This window comes from Botryobacter ruber, assembly GCF_003347595.2.
Classification (GTDB): domain Bacteria; phylum Bacteroidota; class Bacteroidia; order Cytophagales; family Hymenobacteraceae; genus Pontibacter; species Pontibacter ruber_A.
Map to the genome: position 1 here is coordinate 1 of NZ_QCZK02000045.1, position 21,817 is coordinate 21,817.

Annotated in this window: 16 protein-coding genes; 13 read left to right on the forward strand and 3 right to left on the reverse strand. The window is 53.4% G+C overall.

Going from position 1 to position 21,817, the window contains the following annotated elements; genetic code table 11:
• The first annotated feature begins 243 nt into the window (after positions 1-243).
• Both DCW36_RS14605 and DCW36_RS14610 read left to right on the forward strand, forming a co-directional pair.
• Positions 244-1,086: a universal stress protein gene (locus DCW36_RS14605; RefSeq protein ID WP_114783327.1), complete on the forward strand. Its 843-nt coding sequence runs from the start codon at positions 244-246 to the stop codon at positions 1,084-1,086.
• An 88-nt stretch (positions 1,087-1,174) separates the two neighbouring features.
• Entirely contained in the window at positions 1,175-2,440 is a 1,266-nt protein-coding gene (locus tag DCW36_RS14610) for an MFS transporter (RefSeq protein WP_114783328.1), read from the forward strand.
• Between the two features lie 92 nt (positions 2,441-2,532).
• Here DCW36_RS14610 and DCW36_RS14615 read toward each other — a convergent pair whose 3' ends face one another.
• Positions 2,533-3,351 carry an HAD-IIA family hydrolase gene (locus DCW36_RS14615; RefSeq protein WP_114783329.1) on the reverse strand — a complete coding sequence of 273 codons (819 nt, stop codon included), beginning with the start codon at positions 3,349-3,351 and terminating at the stop codon, positions 2,533-2,535.
• Between the two features lie 137 nt (positions 3,352-3,488).
• Between DCW36_RS14615 and DCW36_RS14620 the strand changes: the two genes are divergently transcribed.
• The 8 genes from DCW36_RS14620 (at position 3,489) to DCW36_RS14655 (ending at position 12,877) form a co-directional block, all read left to right on the forward strand.
• Positions 3,489-3,707, forward strand: a complete 219-nt coding sequence (locus tag DCW36_RS14620) for a hypothetical protein (protein ID WP_125185474.1) — start codon at positions 3,489-3,491, stop codon at positions 3,705-3,707.
• Between the two features lie 25 nt (positions 3,708-3,732).
• Complete coding sequence (locus tag DCW36_RS14625; protein ID WP_114783351.1) at positions 3,733-4,356, forward strand: hypothetical protein; 624 nt, start codon at positions 3,733-3,735, stop codon at positions 4,354-4,356.
• Between the two features lie 75 nt (positions 4,357-4,431).
• Positions 4,432-4,680, forward strand: coding sequence for a winged helix-turn-helix domain-containing protein (locus DCW36_RS14630; RefSeq protein WP_394344813.1), 249 nt, complete (start codon positions 4,432-4,434; stop codon positions 4,678-4,680).
• Between the two features lie 174 nt (positions 4,681-4,854).
• Entirely contained in the window at positions 4,855-6,096 is a 1,242-nt protein-coding gene (locus tag DCW36_RS14635) for a hypothetical protein (protein WP_114783352.1), read from the forward strand.
• 473 nt (positions 6,097-6,569) lie between these two features.
• Positions 6,570-9,095, forward strand: a complete 2,526-nt coding sequence (locus DCW36_RS14640) for an XrtN system VIT domain-containing protein (RefSeq protein ID WP_114783331.1) — start codon at positions 6,570-6,572, stop codon at positions 9,093-9,095.
• On the forward strand, positions 9,092-10,426 hold the full coding sequence (gene xrtN, locus DCW36_RS14645) for an exosortase N (RefSeq protein WP_114783332.1): 1,335 nt from the start codon (positions 9,092-9,094) through the stop codon (positions 10,424-10,426). The genes DCW36_RS14640 and xrtN overlap by 4 nt, the downstream gene beginning before the upstream one ends.
• A 132-nt stretch (positions 10,427-10,558) precedes the next feature.
• Positions 10,559-12,358, forward strand: coding sequence for a mechanosensitive ion channel family protein (locus DCW36_RS14650; protein ID WP_114783333.1), 1,800 nt, complete (start codon positions 10,559-10,561; stop codon positions 12,356-12,358).
• An 87-nt stretch (positions 12,359-12,445) separates the two neighbouring features.
• Entirely contained in the window at positions 12,446-12,877 is a 432-nt protein-coding gene (locus DCW36_RS14655) for a gamma-glutamylcyclotransferase family protein (protein WP_114783334.1), read from the forward strand.
• Between the two features lie 82 nt (positions 12,878-12,959).
• Here the strand turns inward: DCW36_RS14655 and DCW36_RS14660 are convergent, their stop codons facing one another.
• Complete coding sequence (locus tag DCW36_RS14660; protein WP_394344814.1) at positions 12,960-15,233, reverse strand: beta-L-arabinofuranosidase domain-containing protein; 2,274 nt, start codon at positions 15,231-15,233, stop codon at positions 12,960-12,962.
• A gap of 761 nt (positions 15,234-15,994) precedes the next feature.
• On the opposite strand from DCW36_RS14660, the gene hmpA reads away from it, so the two are divergent.
• The 3 genes from hmpA (at position 15,995) to DCW36_RS14675 (ending at position 19,604) form a co-directional block, all read left to right on the forward strand.
• Entirely contained in the window at positions 15,995-17,209 is a 1,215-nt protein-coding gene (hmpA, locus tag DCW36_RS14665; protein WP_240676192.1) for an NO-inducible flavohemoprotein, read from the forward strand.
• Between the two features lie 13 nt (positions 17,210-17,222).
• On the forward strand, positions 17,223-17,666 hold the full coding sequence (locus DCW36_RS14670; protein ID WP_114783336.1) for an Rrf2 family transcriptional regulator: 444 nt from the start codon (positions 17,223-17,225) through the stop codon (positions 17,664-17,666).
• A gap of 627 nt (positions 17,667-18,293) precedes the next feature.
• Entirely contained in the window at positions 18,294-19,604 is a 1,311-nt protein-coding gene (locus DCW36_RS14675; RefSeq protein ID WP_114783337.1) for a S8 family serine peptidase, read from the forward strand.
• Positions 19,605-19,624: 20 nt separating this feature from the next.
• Here DCW36_RS14675 and DCW36_RS14680 read toward each other — a convergent pair whose 3' ends face one another.
• A complete protein-coding gene (locus DCW36_RS14680) occupies positions 19,625-21,706 on the reverse strand; it encodes a beta-galactosidase (protein ID WP_114783338.1) in 2,082 nt (693 codons plus the stop codon).
• Between the last annotated feature and the right edge of the window lie 111 nt (positions 21,707-21,817).

Sequence of the window (21,817 nt, forward strand, 5' to 3'; positions counted from 1 at the left end):
CTGTTGCGACAGAGGGGAATACCTGTGGCTTATAAAATAACGTAAACCAGCTCTAAGAGAGAAATCTTGAAAAGGACAGACTCGTTGCAACAAAGTCTTGTGTAACTAATATCACTGAACAGGACCAGCAGTTCTGCCACCTTTGTAACTGTACAGAACAATTTAGGGCAGCGACGGTTGCGGCAGCTCCTTAGTCCAGATTCGCAGCAATTCCTGCATCAGTTATAGCAGCTACAGAAGCAAATGAAAAAGAAGTTAAACGTAATGGTGCCGGTCGACTTTACACCGGTATCCTTTAAAGCACTGGAATTCCTCTCCTTCCTGATGGAGAAGACGCCCATCGAAACGCACCTGGTGCACGTGGTGCAGGTGAACGCCGCAGACTGGGCAGGCTCAACGGAAGCCTCCGAAACCATCGACAGGGCTGAAATAAAGGAAATAGAGCAGAAAGCCGAGCAGCAGTTCCGGGAACTGAAGCAACACGTGGACTTTAAATTTCAGGCGGCCATTGTGTACGGCGGCCTGACCACCGCGCTGGCAAGCTATGCCGCAAAACACCAACCGGACCTGATGATCATGGGCACTGCCGGGGCGCAGGGATGGCAGGAGAAAGTGTCCGGGTCAGAGGCGCAGCAGGTGGTACGACACACAGAGGTACCGGTGATTACCATTCACCAGCATGCTTCCATCACCCCGATCCACCACATCCTGTGGGTGGCAGATTTCGAGGCAAAAAAACAGCCGGAGCGTGCTGTGGCCACTGTCAAAACGCTACAGCAGCTCTTTGGAGCACAGCTTCACCTGCTGCGCATCATCCGGAAACAGGACGAGCCACGGGCCGGGGAGCTAAAACAGCACATGCAGCAGTTCGCCGAAAGCCTGCAACTACAGCACTACGAGCTGCACCTGCGCCGCGACTACATTGTACCGGAAGGCGTCCGGAACTTTAACCGCGAAACGGAAATGGACCTGGTCGTGATCGGAACGCATGCCCGGAAAGGATTCAGCCAGTTGTTTTACGGCAGTATCGCCGAAACGCTGGTTAACCGCTGCATCCGCCCGCTGCTAACGTATCACCTGAAATAAAGCAACCGGAAATACTCCCGGAATACGTAGTACCACCTGTACACTTTCTGTTTTTAAGGAAGTTACAGCCTAATTACAACCTGAATACTTGAAACATACCACTAACACACAACTCGGACTAAAAGAGAATGCCGCACAGTTCTGGCTGCTGGTGCTGATCAATGGTTTTGTGGGCGCCATGGTGGGGCTGGAGCGGTCGGTGATACCGGAGTTTGCCGAAAGCGTTTTCAGCCTCAACGGCCATACGGCATTGCTTACTTTTATTGTCGCATTCGGCCTGGCCAAGTCTGGTGCCAACCTGCTCATGGGGCGCCTCACGAAGTGGTTTACCCGCAAACAATTGTTGCTGGCAGGCTGGATTTTTGCGCTACCCGTCCCCTGGCTGCTGCTCTACGCCACCGGCTGGTGGTGGGTAATTTTTGCGAACCTGCTGCTGGGCATAAACCAGGGATTATCCTGGTCTGCCACCGTCGTGATGAAGATAGACCTGGTGGGCGACAAAAACCGTGGCCTGGCCATGGGGATAAACGAATTTGCCGGTTACCTTGCCGTAGGACTGGCAGCTTTTCTGGCAGGCTACCTTGCCTCCACCACCGGGGAGGTCACCTATGCCTTTGTGCCCGGGATAGCCTTTTCGCTGGCTGGCCTGCTGCTGACGCTGGTTTTTGTCCGAGACACCCACGCCCATGTGCAGACGGAAACGGCACAGAGCCGCATTCCACTTCTCCGCCATATCTGGAAAGACACCACCTGGCGGCATAAAAACCTGGGCTCCGTAACACTGAACGGCTTTGTAAACAATATGAACGATGGCATCCTGTGGGGGCTGCTGCCAGTGCTGCTCGCCACGCGGGGGTTCAGCCTGAATGAGATTGGTCTACTGGCAGGGGTTTACCCGGCCGTTTGGGGCATTGGCCAACTGGTAACAGGCAAGCTGGGCGACCACCTCTGTAAGAAGCAGCTCATCAGCCTGGGCATGCTACTGCAAGGCCTTGCAATTGCAGCTTTGTTTTTCACTGCTTCCTATGCAGCACTTGTTGCTGCACTGGTAGCGCTGGGAGCAGGCACCGCACTGGTTTACCCCAACTTCCTGTCGGTGGTGGCCGAAAATGCGCACCCGGGCCAGCGGCCGCAGGCTTTGGGCATTTTCCGGTTCTGGCGCGACTTCGGGTATGTAGCGGGCGCCCTGGCAGCCGGCATCTTCAGCGATTTGTTCGGTACGGGAACTGTACTGCTTGGCACGGCTACACTTACCATAGTAGCAGGCCTGGTAGCTGAAACACGCATGTGCTGCACCAAAAAAATACTATGGCGCAGCAGGCAATGCAGCCCGGAGCTACTTCCTGAAACTTAAATTCCAGGACAGGCTGTTGCAAATCCTAAAGTAAAAGAGCAGGAGGTTCAGCTTCCTGCTCTTTTAAACTACATTCAGATCCATCTTACCAGTTACACTTCGGGCGTTTCGTATTCGTTTTGTTTCTTCAGGATGCTGTCGAACAGCTCATCGTCCAGCAGGTCGGCTACAGACCTGATCGTAAAGTCGGGGGCGTAGGCAAACTGCACCAGGTCCTCCTCTTTAGTTACGCCGGACAAAGTTAGCACCGTTGTAAAGCCCATGGAACCACCACCCAGGATGTCGGTGCTCATGGTATCGCCAATCATAATGGTTTCGTCGGTTGTTAAGCCCAGGGCTTTGCGGGCCATCCGCATCATGACCGGGCTGGGTTTACCCACGCTAAAAGCTTTTTTACCTGTTGCAAATTCCAGCATGGCTACAAAAGCGCCGCAGCCCGCACGGTAACTGCCATTGCCGACCGGGCAGTTGGGGTCGAGGTTGGTGGCGATGAGTTTGGCACCTTTCATCACCATGTTAATAGCCTTGTCTACCGATTCTAGCAGAATGGTTCTGCCTTCCCCGATAATCACGTAATCCGGGTTTTCATCTACAATTGAATAACCCGCCTGGTGCAGCTCATTCAGCAGGCCACCCTCTCCTATCACGAAGGCGGTACCGTGTGGTTTTTTAGTGGCCAGGTAGCGGGCAGTGGCCATGCCACAGGTAAAGATGTCTTCGTCGGTCACCTCAAACCCCAGTGTCTTCAGCCTATAGCACACATCCCGGCTGGTGCGCTGGCTGTTGTTGGTCAGGAACATAAACGGATAGCCTTCGCGCCGTAATTTATTGATGAACTCTACCGCACCGGGTATCGGATGTTTCCCGTGATAGATCACCCCATCCATGTCAATCAGAAAGCCTTTTTTCATATTAATCTCATTTAGTATTTTATCAAATATTTAGTTAATTTATTGAATTTATACGAACAATTAAATAATAGTTTTATTAATTTAACATTAACTAAAGCAGTTTATTACAAACATTTGTTTAAAATAGAATCAATAAAATGCTGCCCGGACCAGGAAATACTGTTGCTACCGGCAAGGCAGAAATAACCGTTTTATTCGCTCTGGCACCGAAAAAGGCTTCTGCTGCTGCCACCACAGCCTCTGCTCCCCAGCACGCTCAAGCCAACAAAGCTTCTCCGTTTGCAGATGCCGTCTTATCACAAAAAATATTTCAGATTTTCGTCCGGCATGCTTGGCAATTTCGTAAGTACGATTAACTTTGCAACACAAAGTACTTTAACCATGAATCAACAGCACGAGCAACTGGCCACTTTACGGGAAATCCGGAACATCATGGACCGTTCCAGCCGCTTTATTTCGCTGAGCGGCCTTTCCGGTGTAGCTGCCGGCGTATGTGCCCTGATGGGTGCCGGGGTGGTGAAGTGGTACCTGAACACGCACAACATCCGGTATCGAACTGCCGTGCAGGCAGGGCTGAACCAGTCTACCCTTCTGTTCCTGGTCGGTGTGGCGCTGGTGGTGCTGGTGCTGGCGCTGGGCTCGGCCATTTACTTTACCACGCGCAAAGCCCGCAAGCAGCAGCAGCGCATCTGGGACAGTAAAGTGCAGCGCCTGCTCCTCAACCTGGCTATCCCGCTGGCAGCCGGCGGCCTGTTCTGCATGGTGCTGCTTTATCATGGCATTATTTACCTGGTTGCTCCCTCGATGCTGGTTTTTTATGGCCTCGCCCTCATCAACGGCAGCAAATACACCCTCAGCGACATCCGCTACCTGGGCATTTGCGAACTGGTACTCGGACTGGTGGCTTGTATCTTTATCGGGTACGGCTTACTTTCGTGGGCATTTGGCTTTGGTGTACTGCATATTTTGTATGGCACCATCATGTACTACAAGTACGAGCGCTAAGGAAGAATTTATTTTGTGAAAACCTATTTAGAAAATATAAATAAAGCCTTCGAGAGCAGGGCACGGCTGGGCATTATGTCGGTGCTGATGGTGGAAGACAAGGCGGACTTTAATACCCTGAAAGAGACGCTGCAGCTGACAGACGGTAACCTGGCCAGCCACCTGCGCTCCCTGGAAGAAGCGGGTTACCTGCTCGTGGAGAAGCAGTTCGTGGGCCGTAAACCCAACACCACCTACCAGGCTTCCGAAGAAGGCCGGAAAGCTTTCCAGGAGCACCTGGATGCGCTGGAACAACTTATTTTAAACAACCGGAAAGACAACTGATATTTTTTTACGTATTAACTTTGAAACACAAAGTACTTTAACACAGAAACACACGAGGCACTTGCGGCTGCACATCGGAATTCGCAAAGGAACTCTGTCGAATGTGCAGCTGCTGTTTCACCATTCGGTACCACCTGATAACTATCTAAGGCAAACAATTATATCAAAATGAAAATGGAAGACAAGATTCTGGCAAACATGGACAACCCCAGGCAACTGGAAAAGCTGTACCGCGACAACAGGCAGCACTTCGAGAAAGCTTTTACCGGCATCTACCCGGAGTTAAAACACAACCCCCTGGCCGAGTTCTGGCACGAGAGGCTTCACTACCTGCACGACGAAATTTCCTGGGGCACGGGCAAAGACCTGGCCTTTGTTGCCGTTGCGGCGCTGCTGGCAGGTATCCTAGCCAAAATCCCAGCCTTTGTGCCGATTAGCGAAGAGTTTTACTACCAAAGAAACATCGGCTTCATCGTATTCCCGTTCCTGGTGGCTTTCTTTGCCTGGAAGAACAACCTGCAAGCCAAAAACATCGCCCTCCTGGGAGGCGCCATGCTGCTTGGTTTGATTTTCATCAACGCGCTGCCCGCCACCGAAAGCGATACGCTGCTGCTGTCCTGCATCCACCTGCCCCTCTTTCTGTGGTCGGTGCTGGGAGTTGCTTTTGTCGGAAATGCGCCCGGCAACTACGACAGGCGACTGGCTTATTTACGCTACAACGGCGACCTGCTGGTGATGACCGCGCTCCTGGGCATAGCCGGCTTCATTCTGACAGGCGCAACAATCGGCCTGTTTTCGCTTATCGGGCTGCAAATCGAGGAATTCTATGGCGAGTATATTATTGCCTTTGCACTGCCGTCGTTACCGATCCTGGGCACTTACCTTACCCAAACCAACCCGCAGCTGGTAAACAAGGTGTCGCCTGTTATTGCCAAATTGTTCGGGCCGCTGGTGCTGGTCATGCTGGTCATCTACCTTATTGCAATTATTTATTCAGGCAAAGATCCTTACAACGACCGTGAATTCTTGCTGCTGTTTAATGGCCTGCTGGTGGGCGTTATGGCGATCATTCTTTTTTCTGTCGCCGAATCAGCCCGCTCCGCCAACAACAGGCTAAGTACGCTCGTGCTCTTTCTGTTATCGGCAGTAACCATTGTGGTGAATGGCATTGCCTTATCGGCCATCGTGTTCCGGATTGCCGAATGGGGCATTACACCGAACCGGGCAGCCGTATTGGGAAGCAACCTGCTCATCCTGCTAAACCTGCTGTTGGTGTCGGTAAATTTATACAAGGTACTGACCAAAAAAACAGCCCTTGCTGACGTCGAAAAACCTATCGCCGCTTTCCTGCCGCTGTACAGCATCTGGATTATGGTGGTCTTGTTCCTGTTCCCGCTGCTCTTTGGGTTTAAGTAAGTGATGTTGCGCAGGAAGCTTTTTTGTCTTCCCTCAGCAGCTTACCTGTAGCAGAGAAAAATTCTGCAGCTGCCACCATTGCCTTTGCTCCTAAGCAGTAATACTGCTTCAGATTTTCAACTTTATCATGTTCAAAACCTTTTAGTGAAATTTAAGTTTTCGGTTGAAGTTCTGGTGCAGATACAGAGACTGTTCCTTTGAGGGGACCATAGGGGTGTTTACACCTGCGAAAAAACTCTAAGAACATAATTTCTGACGCATTACCTCCGAGATTTACACCCCTATAATCCCCTCAAGGGGATAGTCTTCACTACCACTGTTAAAGTACAAAGGAACCGAAGCTAAAAAATATGGGACATGATGAGGCTGGAAACCTGAAGCAGTATTTTTTGAAGAGCAAAGGCAAGTGCAGACGGGCAGCCACAAAAATTTTTTTGAATTTTAACTTTGAAAAACAAAGTACTTTTTAAAATATGGAAACAATAATAAAAAAAGGCGCGACAGTGGTAGCTAAGCTTCCCGCCGTGCAACTCACCGGCATTGGACTGGTGCTGTTCTCGCTCTTCCTGTTACTGCTCCCGGAGTGGGGCTTCAAACCAAGCGGTGGTTCTTTGTTCGGGATAGCGCTGATGAACTACGCCCTCGCCGTGCTGTTCTTCTTCGTCCTGCTGGTGGGCGGGCACATGAAATTTCGGTCTGCCGCTTTCCGGCCCGAAGCCCTGTTCCTCTACCTGGTGCTGGCGCTCATCAGCTGCTTTTCGCTGAACCGCGAGATTCCGGTTTTCCAGGATTCCACGCAGTGGCTTGACCTCTACCTTATTACCTTGGGCGTGGCGCTGGCAGGTTATACGTTTAAAAGTTACCTGCCGGTGGTGGCGCGGCACCTCCTGCTGTTCTGGCTCGGAGCCGGTTTCCTGCTGGCGGTGTACTACGCGCTCTACCTGGCCCCCTACTACCTCATTGGTATGGTGGGCGCTATCGGGCTGGGACTGTCGCTGCACCTGTTGGTGCCTTTGCAGCTGCTGGTGCTCGTGGTACTGGCAGTGAAAAATGCCTGGCGCGAAGACAATCGCTACCTCTACAGCTTTGCCCTTGGCTGCTTTGTGCCGCTGGTAGTGCTGGTGACCTTCCTGGGGCAATGGCAGCGCCGCAATGCCGAAATAAGCCGCCTGCAGCACGAGTACATCATCCGGGACAATAACGAGCTGCCGCGCTGGGTACACCTGAGCCGGCACCTGCCGCAGGACCACCTCACCGAAAAGCTCATCAAAACAAGCCTTGTGTACCAGGTGCCCGAGGGAAACATCGGAGTATGGGACTTGCCCTCTTCCGACTTAGCCGACCTGAAACGCCACGACCCGCTCGTGATGATTGCGGCCTTCCTGTTCGGCAACCCGCAACTGGATACAAACGAACGGGTGAAGATACTCGAAAGTCTCTACGATGCCCGCCATTATACGCAGCAGCGCCTCTGGAGCGGCAGGACCCTGAGCACTTCTACCGTGGTATCGCAGGTGCGCCTCTACCCGCAGTACCGCCTGAGCTATACCGAAAAAGTGCTGCGCATCCGCAACAGCCAGCCCGGCATGTGGAATCAGCAGGAAGCCATTTACACCTTCTACCTTCCCGAAGGCAGTGTGGTCACCTCGCTTTCGCTGTGGGTGAACGGGCAGGAGGAAAAAGCGGCCCTTACCACCCAGGGCAAAGCCGACAGCGCCTACACCACCATCGTGGGCCGCGAAATGCGCGACCCGTCGGTGGTGCACTGGCAGGAAGGCAATACCGTTAGCGTGCGCGTTTTCCCCTGCACGTCGGAAGAGGACAGGCAGTTTAAGCTGGGCATCACCACGCCGCTGCGCGAGGAGGACGGGCAGCTGGTGTACGACAACGTGTACTTCAGCGGACCTGCAGCCGATGGCGCCGAAGAAACAGCGATGGTGTACCTGGAAGCTCCTGTTACAGCCCTGGATTTGCCGTTTGCCTTTGAGCAGGACAAGCCGCAGCAGTACCGCTACCACGGCGACTACCGCCACGACTGGCAAATCCGGTTCGACACGCCCGCCTTCAGCACCCACGCCTTCACCTGGCAGGGCCACAGCTACCAACTGGCACCCCAGACTTCCGTGACCGAGCACTTCGACCCGCAGCGGGTATACCTCGACCTGAACCGCGCCTGGACAACAGAAGAAGCTGCCGAGGTGTGGGAAGCTGTCAAACACAAAAAGGTGTATGTGTACGACGATGAAATGATAAAACTGACGGAAGAAAACCACGAGGCCCTGTTCGAAAGGCTGCTGCAACAAAGCTTTTCGTTGTTCCCGCTGCACCACATGCGGGAGCCGGAGCAGGCGCTGCTCATCAGCAAAAGCACCGAGAATTCGCCCAACCTGAAAGACTTAAAAGACAGTCCGTTCCGGGAGGAGCTGGGGCAGCGTCTGCCGCAGGGAACCGCCATTCGCGTGTTTCACCTGGGCCGTCACCTTTCCCCTTACCTCAAAACGCTGAAAGAACTGCAGGTGCTCACTGTTAACTCCGGCACCACCGAAAAGCTGGCGCAGCAGCTCCGGGTGCAGCAGTTTACCCGCAGCAACACAGCAGCAGATGCCATAGCCATGGGAGCCTCCGACGTGAACATTGTAAAGACGGCTGCAGCTGCCACCACTCCCACTGCTGCTCCTGACCACCTGCTGCGCCTGTTCGCCTACAACCACTTGCTGCAGCAGCTCGGCGCCAACTACTTCCGGAAAGATTTTGTGGAGGAAGCGTACCTGGAAGAGGCACGGCTGGCTAACATTGTCAGTCCCGTATCGAGCCTCATCGTGCTGGAAAAACAGGCCGACTACGACCGCTTCGACATCAAGAAGAGCAAAGACAGCCTGGGCAATGCCTCCATCAAATCGTCGGGGGCGGTGCCGGAGCCGGAAGAGTGGGCGCTGATTATTGTAGTGGCGATTCTGGTGGCCTTTATGTCGCTCAAACCTTACCTGCTCCGCACATGATGCTGCTGTTGTGCCTGCAGCAACAGGTAACCCGGCTACATGTGGCTACAGCTGCTATTACCGCCGTTTACCTGTTGCTGGCTTTCCTGTTCCTACAAAACTACCTGCTCTGGGACATGCCCTGGCTACTGGCGCTGGCGCTGCTGCCCTTCGTTGTGCAGGCAAAGGGGCAGCAGCGCAACCACATTATTTTGCTGTTTACTGCAGCTGCCACCATCGCCTTTGCTGCTTATACACAAGCAACTACCGTTTTCTTTCTGGCCTTTGTGCTGGCGCTGTGGTGCAGCCTACGGAGCGTGTGGGGAGGCTTCAGCCTGTACCCCGCCCTGCTCCTGCTGCTGGGTTCGCCCATCTTCAGCTACATGGCCAATATCCTGAGTTTCCCGCTGCGCCTGCAACTTACCCGCTGGGCGGCAGGCGTACTGCAACAGGTACAGCTACCAGCCGAAGCTGCCGGCAACGTGATTCTGCTAAACGGCGAAGAATTTTCAGTTGACCCGGCCTGTGCCGGTCTTTCGATGCTGGCGGTGTCGCTGCTGCTGGCGGTGTTTGTGCTGGCGCATTTGCAGAAAAACGGCGGCAAGCTTTTCCCGCTCCGGCTGGTCGTGCTGCTGCTATCCTGTATGCTGCTGCTCAACCTGGGCTGTAACCTGATGCGCATTGTGCTGCTCGTCTTCTTCCGGATACTGCCCGACAACCCGCTGCACGACGTGAAGGGTTTGCTCTGCCTGCTGCTGTACGCGGTACTGCCTTTCTACCTGCTGGCCCGTTACTGCTACCGTCATTTTGGCGTGGAGAAGCAACCGGAACCGCAACAGCCTGCTAAAAGTATTTTCACCACGCAGACTGCTGTCCTGAACCTCTTCCTGCTCCTGTCGCTGGCAGGTGCCGGGGTGGCTGTCAGTCACAAACCGGCTGCAACGAGCGCAGCCAAGGCAAAGGATTTCCCCGGCTTCGAAAAGGAAGAACTGGCAGACGGCGTACTGAAACTGACGAGCCCACAGGCGCTGGTGTATGTAAAACCCATCCGCGCTTTTTACGCAACGGAACACCACCCGCTCATTTGCTGGGAAGGCAGCGGCTACCTGTTCCGGCAGGTGCGCGAACTGCAGCTTGGCGACAGGAAAATCTATATGGGCGAGCTGCACCAGGGCAAGGAAAAACTCTACACCGCCTGGTGGATGGATAACGGCTCGCATCAGACCATCGACCAACTGGACTGGCGCTGGCACATGTTCCGGGGCGAGGCTGCGTTTGAGATGGTGAATGTGACGGTAGCGAGACAGGAGCAACTGGTGCCGGAGGTGGAAAGGTTGTTGCGGTTACGGTGACGCAAAACCGGTTCCTGCCAAAACATCCAAACCGCACACGCTGTAAAAGTACTTAACAGACTGGCGCAGCCTACGTAGTAAATCTCATTAGCAGCGGCAGATGCAACCGCTTCAGGATTTAACTTTCATTCCATGCTATTTACAAACACCTGTATTCATAAACGCCCTAAACCTCTTTTACATCTTTTCATTCTGTTCCTGCTGCTCATAGTTGCTGTTCCGGGGCAGGCGCAGCTGTTGCCCAACGACACAACCGAAGAACCGCAGGAAGCTGCCGAACCTGCCTGGCCCGAAGATTCGCTGGGCCGGCGTACGCCACGCGGAACGGTAAACGGCTTTATCAAAGCGGTTGCAGACGAGGATTACACCCGGGCAGCGCAGTTCCTGAACCTCGACCCGGCTTTAAAAAAGAAGCAGAACGAAACCCAACTGGCCCGGTCGCTGCAGCGCTTGCTGGACAAGTCGGGCAGTATTATTCCGTATTCCTGGATAAGCAACGCACCTGAGGGGCTGGAAGGCGACAACTTGGGGCCAACGCTCGACCGCGTGGGAACAGCTACCGTTGAAGGTGAAACGTTTGACCTGCTGGTGGAACGCACAGAAGGACCTGCCGGTGGCCCGATCTGGCTCTTTTCCTCCCAGACTGTCCAGAAAGTGCCGCTTATTACCGACGAGGATACGGGGCCGCTGGTGAACAGGGTGCTGCCTGCTTTCCTGAAAGACATCAAATGGGGCGGTGTGCCTGCCGGGCATTGGCTGGCTATTGTTGTACTGCTGGTGCTGGCTTACCTGGTGGCCTGGAGTGTTACCGCAATGGTGCTGTTCCTCATCCCGCTCCTGTGGCGCAAAGCCAGAACCGAACCTACGGCCGGCGTTATCAGGGCTTTTGGCCTGCCTGTGCGACTGTATGTGACGGTGTGGATATTTGTGGTTGCCAGCCAGGAAATCGGCATTTCGATTATCGTGCGGCAGCGGCTCAGTGAAGTTACCATTATTGTAGGCTTGCTCGCGCTGCTGATTCTCCTGTGGCGGCTGAGCGGTTTTATTTCCAGTTACAGCGAAAAGCGCATGACCCGACGCGGCAACATGGCGGGTGTATCGGCGGTGCTGTTCCTGAACCGTGTCGCTAAAATCAGTATTGTGGTGTTTGGCATTATTGCCATCCTCTATACGTTTGGCTTTGATGTAACTACCGGCCTGGCCGCACTGGGTATCGGTGGTCTGGCGCTGGCGCTGGGTGCCCAGAAAACCGTGGAGAACTTTGTCGGCAGCGTGACGTTAATAGCCGACCAACCCATCCGTGTGGGTGACTTTTGCAAGGTGGGCGATACGATTGGCACCGTGGAGCAGATAGGCATGCGCTCCACCCGCATCCGCACCCTCGACCGCACGATCGTCACCATCCCGAACGGCGATTTTTCCTCGCAACGCATCGAGAACTACGCCCACCGCGACCGCTTCTGGTTTCATCCCAAATTCGGTCTCCGGTTCGAGACGACCCCGGAGCAAATCCGGTACCTGCTCGTGGAGCTTCGCACCATCCTGTATGCCCACCCTAAAGTTGATGCGGAGCCGGCACGGGTGCGGTTTGTGGAAATCGGGGCCGATTCGCTGAACCTGGAGATCTTCGCCTATGTACATGCCGGCGACTTCAATGAATTCCTGGAGATAAAAGAAGACCTGATGCTGCGCATGATGGATGTGATCGAAGCGAGCGGCACCGGCTTTGCCTTCCCGTCGCAGACGCTCTACCTGGCCCGCGACAAAGGCGTATCCGGCGAAAAAACCAAAGAAGCGGAAGAACGTGTGAAAAAGTGGCGCGAAGCAAGTGAACTGCAACTTCCTAACTTTGCCTACGACCGCATCCAGGACCTGCGCAATACCATTCTTTACCCACCAGAAGGAGCCCCGCAGCAGCCAAAGGCAGAGTAAGGTGCAGAAGGTGTGGTGGCGTTTTTTACAAGCAGCAGTGGCTGTGGAGGCAGCTGCAGAAAGCTTTTCAGAACGAAAAAAGGCATAATGAGCGGCAAAAATCCCGGAACAGCAGCGCTTTTCGTGTACGGCACCCTGCTGCAGGAATCGAACAGCGAAATGGCGGCATTTATGCGCCGGAACAGTACCGACCTGGGCAGTGGCTACATCTTTGGCCGCCTCTACGACCTCGGCGACTACCCGGGCGCCGTGGTCAGCACTGCGGAAGGCGACAAGGTTTACGGGCATCTTTACCAGCTACACCAGCCTGCGGATGTACTTCCCGCACTTGATGCTTACGAGGAATTCGGCCCGGACTTTCCGGAGCCAAACCTGTTTATCAGGGAGGTGGTGGAAGTACACTTTAACGGTACCTCCCGGTACTGCTGGGTTTACCTGTACAATGGCGCCGTTAACGAAGCTGCACGGATAGCCTCAGGGGATTACCTGGCGCACCTGCAGCCTCGCCGGAATAGTTAACGGGCAGCTGAATTATAATTTAAAAAATACTGCTGCACCTGCCACCACTCCCACTGCTGCTGCTCTCCGGAACTACCAGGTGTTACTTCAGCAGGCGCACATAGTAAATGCCGCCGGCCGTAGAGCCTTTGTGCGCTACGAATTTGAGGTTCATCGTATTGCCCTCAGTTTTAGCCAGTACTGCAGCCGGAATCTCGTAATCCACATCGAAGAATTTCTCGCCGTTGCTACCGTCCAGCTTCACGGTTGTCAGCAGCTTGTTGTTCAAGAAGATATCGAAGTTGCGGTCTCTGTCGGCGCCGAAGTAGGTGATGCGCAGGGTTTTGCCCTCTTTTTTCGGGTTGCGGAGATCGTAGCTGAACCAGTCGGAGGACGTGCGCCAGTGGCGGTCCATGTGCACGCCTGCCATTGTTTTCTCTCCCTGGAAGTTGTGATCCGACTCCGGTTGCTGCTCGCCCGGCGCTACCTGGTCTACGGTCTGGGACTCCAGCGCCAGCTTCGCCTCTTCTTCTTTCCGGATTGCCTCTTTTCGGGCTACCAGTTCCTCCCGCGTTGCCACCGGCCAGTACACCATGTAACGGGCATCGTGCACCTGGAAGAAAGGCACCAGCTCCACGTTTTTGTACTTGTCCGAATCAATTAGTGCCGAAGCGGTAAAGGTCATCGGTTTACCGGACACCGGCTTCAGTCCTGCCACCAGGTCATTGGCACCTGCTGCTACAAGCACAGGCGCAGTCTCTGCCGGGTACAGTGGACCACTGGCAATGTGCCCCATGCGGCTGTCGTCGGCCTGCAGGCCGGGCATATCTGTGGTTTCGGTGGCAGCAGCCAGCACAATCGGTCCGTGCACAAACGACACCCAGGGCGAATTATCCGGCAGGCGCTCCACCTTTGTCTGCATCGGCAGCGACACGGTTACCACATCGCCATTTTTCCACTTCCGCTCCACCTGCACATAGCCGTTGTTTTGATCGCTTGTCTGCACCTCCTTGTTGTTCACCAGCACTTTAAATCCATCCGGCTTCACCCAGTCCGGACGACGAATGTTGAGTGCAAATTTCTTTTTCCGCTTTAGCTGCAGCTTCACTTCCGTTTTTTCCTCGAACGGAAATTTTGTCTGCTGTGTCAGCGTGAGGCCCTGCTCTTTCCAGTCGAGGGTGGAAGGAATGAACAGGTTCAGGTAAAGATCGTTTTCGTGGTGAGCGTAGATGAACTCGCCGTATTTGCCGTGATTTTCCAGCCCGGAGCCCACGCAGCACCAGAAGCCCTGATCAGGCTGCGAGTACACGCGGTAGTGCCGCGGGCGCATGGGTGTGAAATACACAAAGCCGCCCCGCTCCGGGTGCTGCGACGAGAGGATGTGGTTGTAGAGTGCCCGCTCGTAATAGTTGATGTATTCAGCAGAAGGATTGGAAGTGTGCAGCTGCTTGGTGAGCTTGAGCATGTTGTAGGTGTTGCAGGTCTCCGGCCCCTCCTTCGACTCCACCATCGAGGAGAAGTTGTTGGCCGGGTGGAAATGCTCCCGCACGCTGTTGCCCCCAATCGACACCGTCCATTCATCCACAACCGTATCCCAGAAGAAAGCAGCGGCATCGGCCCAGGCCTTATCGCCGCCCACTTCGGCCACGCGCTTGTAGCCGATCACTTTTGGGATTTGGGTGTTGGCATGCTGACCGGTAAGCTTGTTTTGTTTTGCCAGCAGCGGGTCCAGGATGGCCTTGTGCGAGAAGCGGCGCGCCAGCTCCAGGTATTTCTTGTCGCCGGTGATGTCGGCTACGTCGGCCAGTACTTCGTTCATGCCGCCGTGCTCGCTGCGCAACATTTCCTGCACCTGCTTATCCGACAGGTCTTCTGTCAGGTCGAGGCACCAGTCGGCGTATTTTACCAGCATCTGCTTTGCTTTTTCATTTCCGGTATAAAGCCAGGCATCGCGCAGGCCGGCAAAAGGCTTGTGGATGTTGTAGAGCGGGACCCACTTCTTGTTGAGGGAAAAACCGCCTGCATCTATTTTACCGCTGGCTACTTCTTTCCACATGGCATTGCCGCCAGGCACACCGCCAATGTAGCCGTTGCCGTTTTTCTGCTGGCATTTTTCCAGCTCGTCAATCATGTAATTGAGACGCTGCAGTACTTCCTGGTTACCCGTAGCCGCATACATGAGCGAGAGGGCCGTGAGGTAATGGCCGCCGATGTGGCCGTCCAGCCCGGTATTTTCCCAGTTGGGATAGCTTTTAGCTTTTGGTGTCAAGCCCGCTTCGCGCAGGTAAGGCGCCAGCAGACGGTCCGGTTCAAGGGCCAGGATGTACTGCAAATCGGTTTGCTGGGCCTGCCGAAAAGGACTCTCCAACAGTTGCACGGATGCGAGCGGAAAACTTTTCAATTCTTGTTGCTGGCAAACGCCGGCGAAGGGTAACATACATACAGCGATAAGCACTGCGCAGATGGTCTTACTCATAGGTTGCTGCCACATTTGTGGAAAATAGGTTTTATTGATTCCGAAGTAAGGATGAAATTATTCCTATATGCTTCTTTTAGGATTTATAGGGATAACTCTTAAACAATTTTATAGTGAATTAGTGCCCTTCCGGCTTTTAAGCTGTGATTGACACAGAGGAAAGTTTGCTACAAGCACACAACAAACATTCGCAATTTAGCCAATACGCATGCCTAGAACAGGAGTCCGTTCATCTAAAATCAAAATTAGGTGTATTTTTAACATTTAAAAACACCTAACAAACATTTATTTTTTTGACAATCGAAAGTAAGCGCAAAGCAAAACCATTATGGCAGCTGTTTCAGTTCTTCAAATTAAAGTGGTTATTCCGCAAGAAAGGGATGTAAACGATTTAATGAAGTGAATTATTTAGCAGCCAAAAGCTTCTGCACCTGCCACCACAGCCTCTGCTGAACAGATAGGCCCTCACAGCCCGAGACAAAGGCAAGCCGGAAGCAGAAAACCAATGAGGTCAGAGTTAAAAAAACCTTTAGAACCCATTCCCGCTAAAGAACATCGTTAATACACGCGCTCCACCACGGGACCAGCCGAAAGGTGACAAATGTCATTTTTTTCGCTTTCCTAAAGTTGTAGTTTTGATGCAACTTTAAAAAATACAAATCATGATTACACCAAAGCAAGTAGAATTAGTGAAGGCCACTGTGCCTGTATTGAGAGAACATGGCGTTGTATTGACCACTCATTTTTACAACCGTATGTTCCAGCACAATCCAGAGTTAAAAAACGTTTTTAACATGGGCAACCAAGGCAGCGGCAAACAACAATTATCGTTGGCACTGGCTGTTTTAGCGTATGCCGAGCACATCGAAGATCCTTCTGTTTTACTCTCTGCTGTAACAAAGATCGGAAACAAACACACCAGCCTGGACATCCGTCCGGAGCATTACGCCATCGTAGGCAAGCACCTGCTGGCCTCTATCAGCGAGGTGCTGGGCGAAGGAGCCACGCCAGAACTATTGGAAGCCTGGGGTGTTGCCTATAACCAACTGGCCGACCTGATGATTGGGCTGGAGCAGAACCTGTATAGCAACACGGTAGCCAAAGAAGGAGGCTGGACCGGCTGGCGTCCGTTTATCGTGAGGCAGAAAGTGAAGGAGTCGGAAGAGATCACTTCTTTTTACCTGTACCCTGCCGATGGCGGGAAGGTAGCCAGTTTCCTGCCGGGCCAGTACATTAGCCTCCGTTTGTTTCTGCCGGAACTGAACCTGTTTCAGCCACGCCAGTACAGCTTGTCGACAGCTCCCAACGAGGACTACTACCGCATTTCGGTAAAGAAAGAAACAGGCTCCGACATCAACCCGAATGGCATGATCAGCAACAGGCTGCACAATATAGTAGAGGAAGGGGATGTAATAGAAGTTGCCTCACCGGCCGGAGATTTTGCCCTCGACACAACCAAGCAGACACCGGTGGTATTCATCAGCGGCGGTGTAGGACAAACGCCCCTGCTGAGCATGCTGGAGTACCTCACCAACACAGAAAGTAACCGCGAAATTATCTGGGTGCATGGCTGCCGCAACCGGAAAGTGCATGCGTTCAGCGAGCCTATTACCACCCTGGAAGCCATGCACGGCAAGTTAAAAAAACACATCTTCTACGACACGCTTGATGAAGAAATGCAGGTTGCCGGCTATTACGAAGGCATCGTGGAACTGGACAAACTCCGCGACCAGGCGATCTTTCAGGATGCGGATTACTACATTTGCGGCCCGGCCCCTTTTATCCAAAAGCAGTACAACGATTTAACTTCTATGGGAGTTAATAAGGAAGCGATCCATTACGAAGAATTCGGGCCTTCAAACCTGATTCTTTCTTAGGTTATTTAAAGTCATGAAACTGAACCACTTTACAGACATTGGCCTGCGGATATCCATGTATATGGCGCAAAAGCAATTAGCTGATGAAACGACAACCATTGCCGAGTTGTCCAGGCAGTTTGCTTTTTCCCGAAATCATTTAGTTAAAGTAGTTCAGTTTCTTTCTAACAAAGGTGTACTGGCAGCACAACGTGGCAGGGGCGGCGGCTTACGCCTGGGCGATCATCCTGCCCACATAAAAGTTGGTCAGCTCGTGCAGCTCCTCGAGCATAACGAAAACCTGATCGACTGCCAGTCCTCCAGCTGCATGCTGCATGGAAACTGCCTGTTAAAAACAGCGCTGGACAAGGCGTATAAAGAGTTTATCGCCGTTTTAGACAGCTACTCCCTGCAGGATATCACAGCCGGAAAAACGGGAGCGCTCCTCCAACAGCTCATCAGGAGCAACACTGCCTGACAGCCTGCTGCTGTTCATACCCAAACTGAAGCACCCGAAGCCTCTACCAGGCACATCCCGCACAGGAATTACGGCTAACATGAAAATATTTTTACAGCCAACGTAACCAGCTGAAACCTGGTGCCGTATAAAAGAACGGCTAAAAGTTGAAGATTTCATATTTTCAAGATAAAAGGAAGGCTCTCTGATGAAAAGGAGAGTCTTCTTTTTTTGTACCCCCTCGCTGAACCACCCTCCTTCTGCCTGTTCCACATCACGAATGCTGCGGTATTACCTGTGTTGCGGCTACAACGTTTCAGCTACCGCCGCAAAAAGAATTTTCTTATACACATTCCGGCTCTTCCCCAACCGGAGTTCCGATGCCATTTGTTTACCTTAACTTAACAGAAATTCCTCTTTACCCCCTGTATTCTCTTATTCACCATTATCTTCATTATTATATATAACTATTCATATAGTTAATAGTATCACATATATACAGTAGTAAACCTGCGGCTTCCCACTTCCGGTTACGCATCTGGACCGGAACGACGATTACACTGGCTATAGGTAATATTTATGAAACAATATGATAGTACCCGCCTCATCTGAAGCTGGCAGGTAACTACGTCCCTATTCACCCTGATTATGAAAAATCCTATATTCAGAACAGCGCTTGCCTGCACCGTTCTGGCCTCTGCCGTGGTATTTACCGGCTGTCAGCAGGAAGAGCTGCTGGAAAACCAGTTTCCGACAGCTGTAGCTACCGAGACGGTGGTGCATGGCCAGGTCATTGAAGGACAGTATATCGTGGTCCTGAAGGAGGAGGCCTCCCCCCTGCCTCTATCCGATACGAACATCAGCCTTACACGCCAGGCAGCTGTGGCTGCAAACGCCGGAATTGGCCAGGAGGCCATCAGGAAAACCTTCCGGGGGGCTGTAAGTGGTTTTGCAGCACGCCTGTCTGCCGAACAGCTTAAAACGCTTCGTAACAATCCGGAAGTGGCGTATGTCGAGCAGGACAGGATGCTTACTTTAGGAAAGTCGGAAATGGATACTGGTTTGAACCGCAACAACAATGAGAAGGGGAAGGGAAAAAAGAAAGGCGTTAACAAACCCAAAAAATCGGACGGCGACCCAACAACAGACCCTGCTACCTCTACAGACGGTGCGTATACCAAAATCACGCCGCTGGCGGGGGAGCTGGTACCCTGGAACATTGCCCTGGTTGGCTATGGCGACGGCACCGGTAAAACGGTGTGGCTGATAGACTCAGGAGTAGATACAGACCACCCGGACCTGACCGTTGACCTCTCCAGAAGCATGTCTTTTGTTGAGCACATTTCGTCGGTGGAAGACGGCTACGGACATGGAACCACAGTAGCCGGCATTATAGCTGCCCGAAACAATGGCTCCGGCATGATTGGTGTAGCGGCAGGCGCAACGGTGGTCGCGCTTCGTATTTTTGATGATAATGGGGTAGGTACACTTTCCGGTACCATCGCTGCCGTGGGGCATGTAGTTGATTTTGGAAAAGCAGGCGATGTGGTGAATATGAGCATCAGCACGGCAATTTCTTATACCCTGGATTACCTGGTAAAAAGTGCAGCCTCCAGGGGAATTAACTTTGCTGTTGCAGCAGGCAACGGTGGCGTGGATTGCATTTCTATATACCCTGCTGCCGTAGATGCCCCGGGCGTGTATACCGTATCGGCCATGGACAGCTACGGCCGAATGTGGGAATGGTCAAACTATGGCTTATCAGTAGACTTCTCTGCTCCCGGTGTAGATGTGACCACCACCACAACTGGGGGTACCATCGGGAACGGGGCCTATGGTACTTCTTTTGCGGCCCCGCACGTAGCTGGCGTCCTGTTGCTGCGAGGCAAAGTGTACGCAAAAGGCGCCATCACCGGCGACAAAGACGCCGTACCAGATCCGATAGCCAGTTTAGAGTAAGAAGCTTCAAACTGTTCCCTCTACTCCTGCCACACCACCACGCCTGCCGGTATCAGTTCCCGCTGGCCAAGTAAGATTTTGGCTTTATCCGGCACCGGGAGGGTTTGGTTTTGCGATGAGTAGTTCAGCCCGAACCAGAAGCCGTTGCACCATTCCACCACGACGCCTTCGGGTAAGTTCAGCACCGGAATCTGCGCCCGCTCATACACCTTGCGCAGGACATCCCGCTCCAGTTGCCCGTCATCGGTGTCGGGACCAACGTAGGTCACGCTGCCCTTGCCTAGCTTCCTGGACACGACGGCTGCTTTGCCTTTGTAGAACTGGTCGGTGTAGGTTGCCCACACCTCTGCCTGCGGCCCGACCTCCAGCACATCGCCCCAGTTGTTCCAGGTATAACTTTTCCCCTCCATTTGCACTGTAGCCGTTCTCGACTCAGGCAGCAGGTCGTAGAAAATTTCCTTTACCCCCACCAGCTCATGAATCGGCTGCGCAAACAGCGCTTCCCACAGGCGCGCCTCCCGGTTCTTCTGGCCTGTGCGGGACGTGAGCACCAGGTGCCCGCCCTGCTCCACGTAGCCTTTCCAGCGGGCCACCAGCTGCTGGTCGAGCAGCTGGTAGGCAGGCGCTACCATCACCGGGTAAGCTGCGAAGTCGGCCTGCTCGTCTACCACATCCACCGGCGCTCCTACTGCTTTCAGGGCACTGTAGTAGCGCTTGAGGTGGCTTACAAAATCCCACTGGTTGGTCTGGGGCTGGTTTTCGGTTTCCCAGCGGTTGTCGGGGTTATAGAGAATAGCAGCTTTGCGGGCGAGCATGCTTTTGGGCATCGTTGCTTTTGGGTTGAAGTGTTTGCTAAGTTCCTTTAGCTCCTGGTTCACTTTCACATACTCTTCGCCCGATTTGCTTACCGCTACCCCGTCGGGTTTCATGATGCCGTAGTGGTACTGCTCCCCACCCGACAGCGGCTGCCGGAAGCGGTAGTTGCACACGAACTTGTTCCCGCCGGCCATTACGTGGTAAATCCACATGCGCACCGTGCCCGGCATGGTCTGCGGATTGTACTGCCCCCAGTTCACCTGCCCCGGCTGCAGCTCCATCACACCCGTAACGCCGGCAATCGGCCGGAAGAAGTCGTTGGCAAAGCCAATGCCACCCATCGAGCCCATCCGGAAGCCCTGCACGCCATGCCCCATATCAAACCCCGCCACCAGGTATTTGGTATAGGTCGGGAAGTCCAGCTTTTTGAAACGCAGCGGGTCTACGGGCGAATAATCGGCCATCAGGTTGGTGGTTACCCACTGCGATTTGGCAATATGCTTTTTGAGGATGTCCTGCTGGAAAAGTACGAAGTCGGCAGCTTCGTCGGCGGTAAAGCGCTTGAAGTCGAGGATGGCATGGGGATTGGCCTGCGCGACCAGCACCAGGTTGTTGGGCGCCTGTATCTGCTCGAAATTGTTGTAGGTGAGGCTCCAGAAGGCGGTGCCCCAGGTGCTGTTGAGGGCGTCGATGGTTTTGTATTTCTGCTTCAGCCACTCCCGGAAACGCTGCTGCGCATTTTCGCTGTAATCGAACGCGGCGCCGTAATGCGAAGGCTCGTTATCGATCTGCCAGCCCCACACGGCTTTGTTGTTGCCATAGCGTTTGGCCAGTTGGGTTACGATCTTCGCTACATACTCGCGGTATTTGGCACTCGACCACGAAGCCTGCTGCCGGGCCCCATGCCGGATGGTGCGCCCCTCGGCGTTTACCATCAGCACATCCGGGTGCTTCTGCGTGAGCCATACCGGCGGCGTGGGCGTGGGGGTGCAGAGGATTACCTTCAGGTTATTTTTGGCAGCCAGTGCAATGGCCTGGTCAAGCCACTCAAAGTTGTATTTGCCTTCTTCGGGTTCCATTTCGGCCCAGGCAAACTCGCCGTAGTGGGTAAAGTCGAAGCCAAGGCGGCTCATGTTTTGGATGTCGCGCTCCCAGTTCTCCTGTGGCCACTGCTCCGGGTAGTAATATGACCCTACCAGCATCAGCTTGTTTTTATCGAAATACTTTTCAGCTTCCTGCGCTAAAGAAGTTCCGGTTAAACAACAGGCCAGGCACAAGGCCAGCATCTTAAAAAAATAGTTGTACCTGTCCGGATGAAGACTCCTGAAGAATGTGTGCATTGATTTTGCAAACTGAATGTTGAACAACCTGTACGACCCACACGATGCTTTAAGATA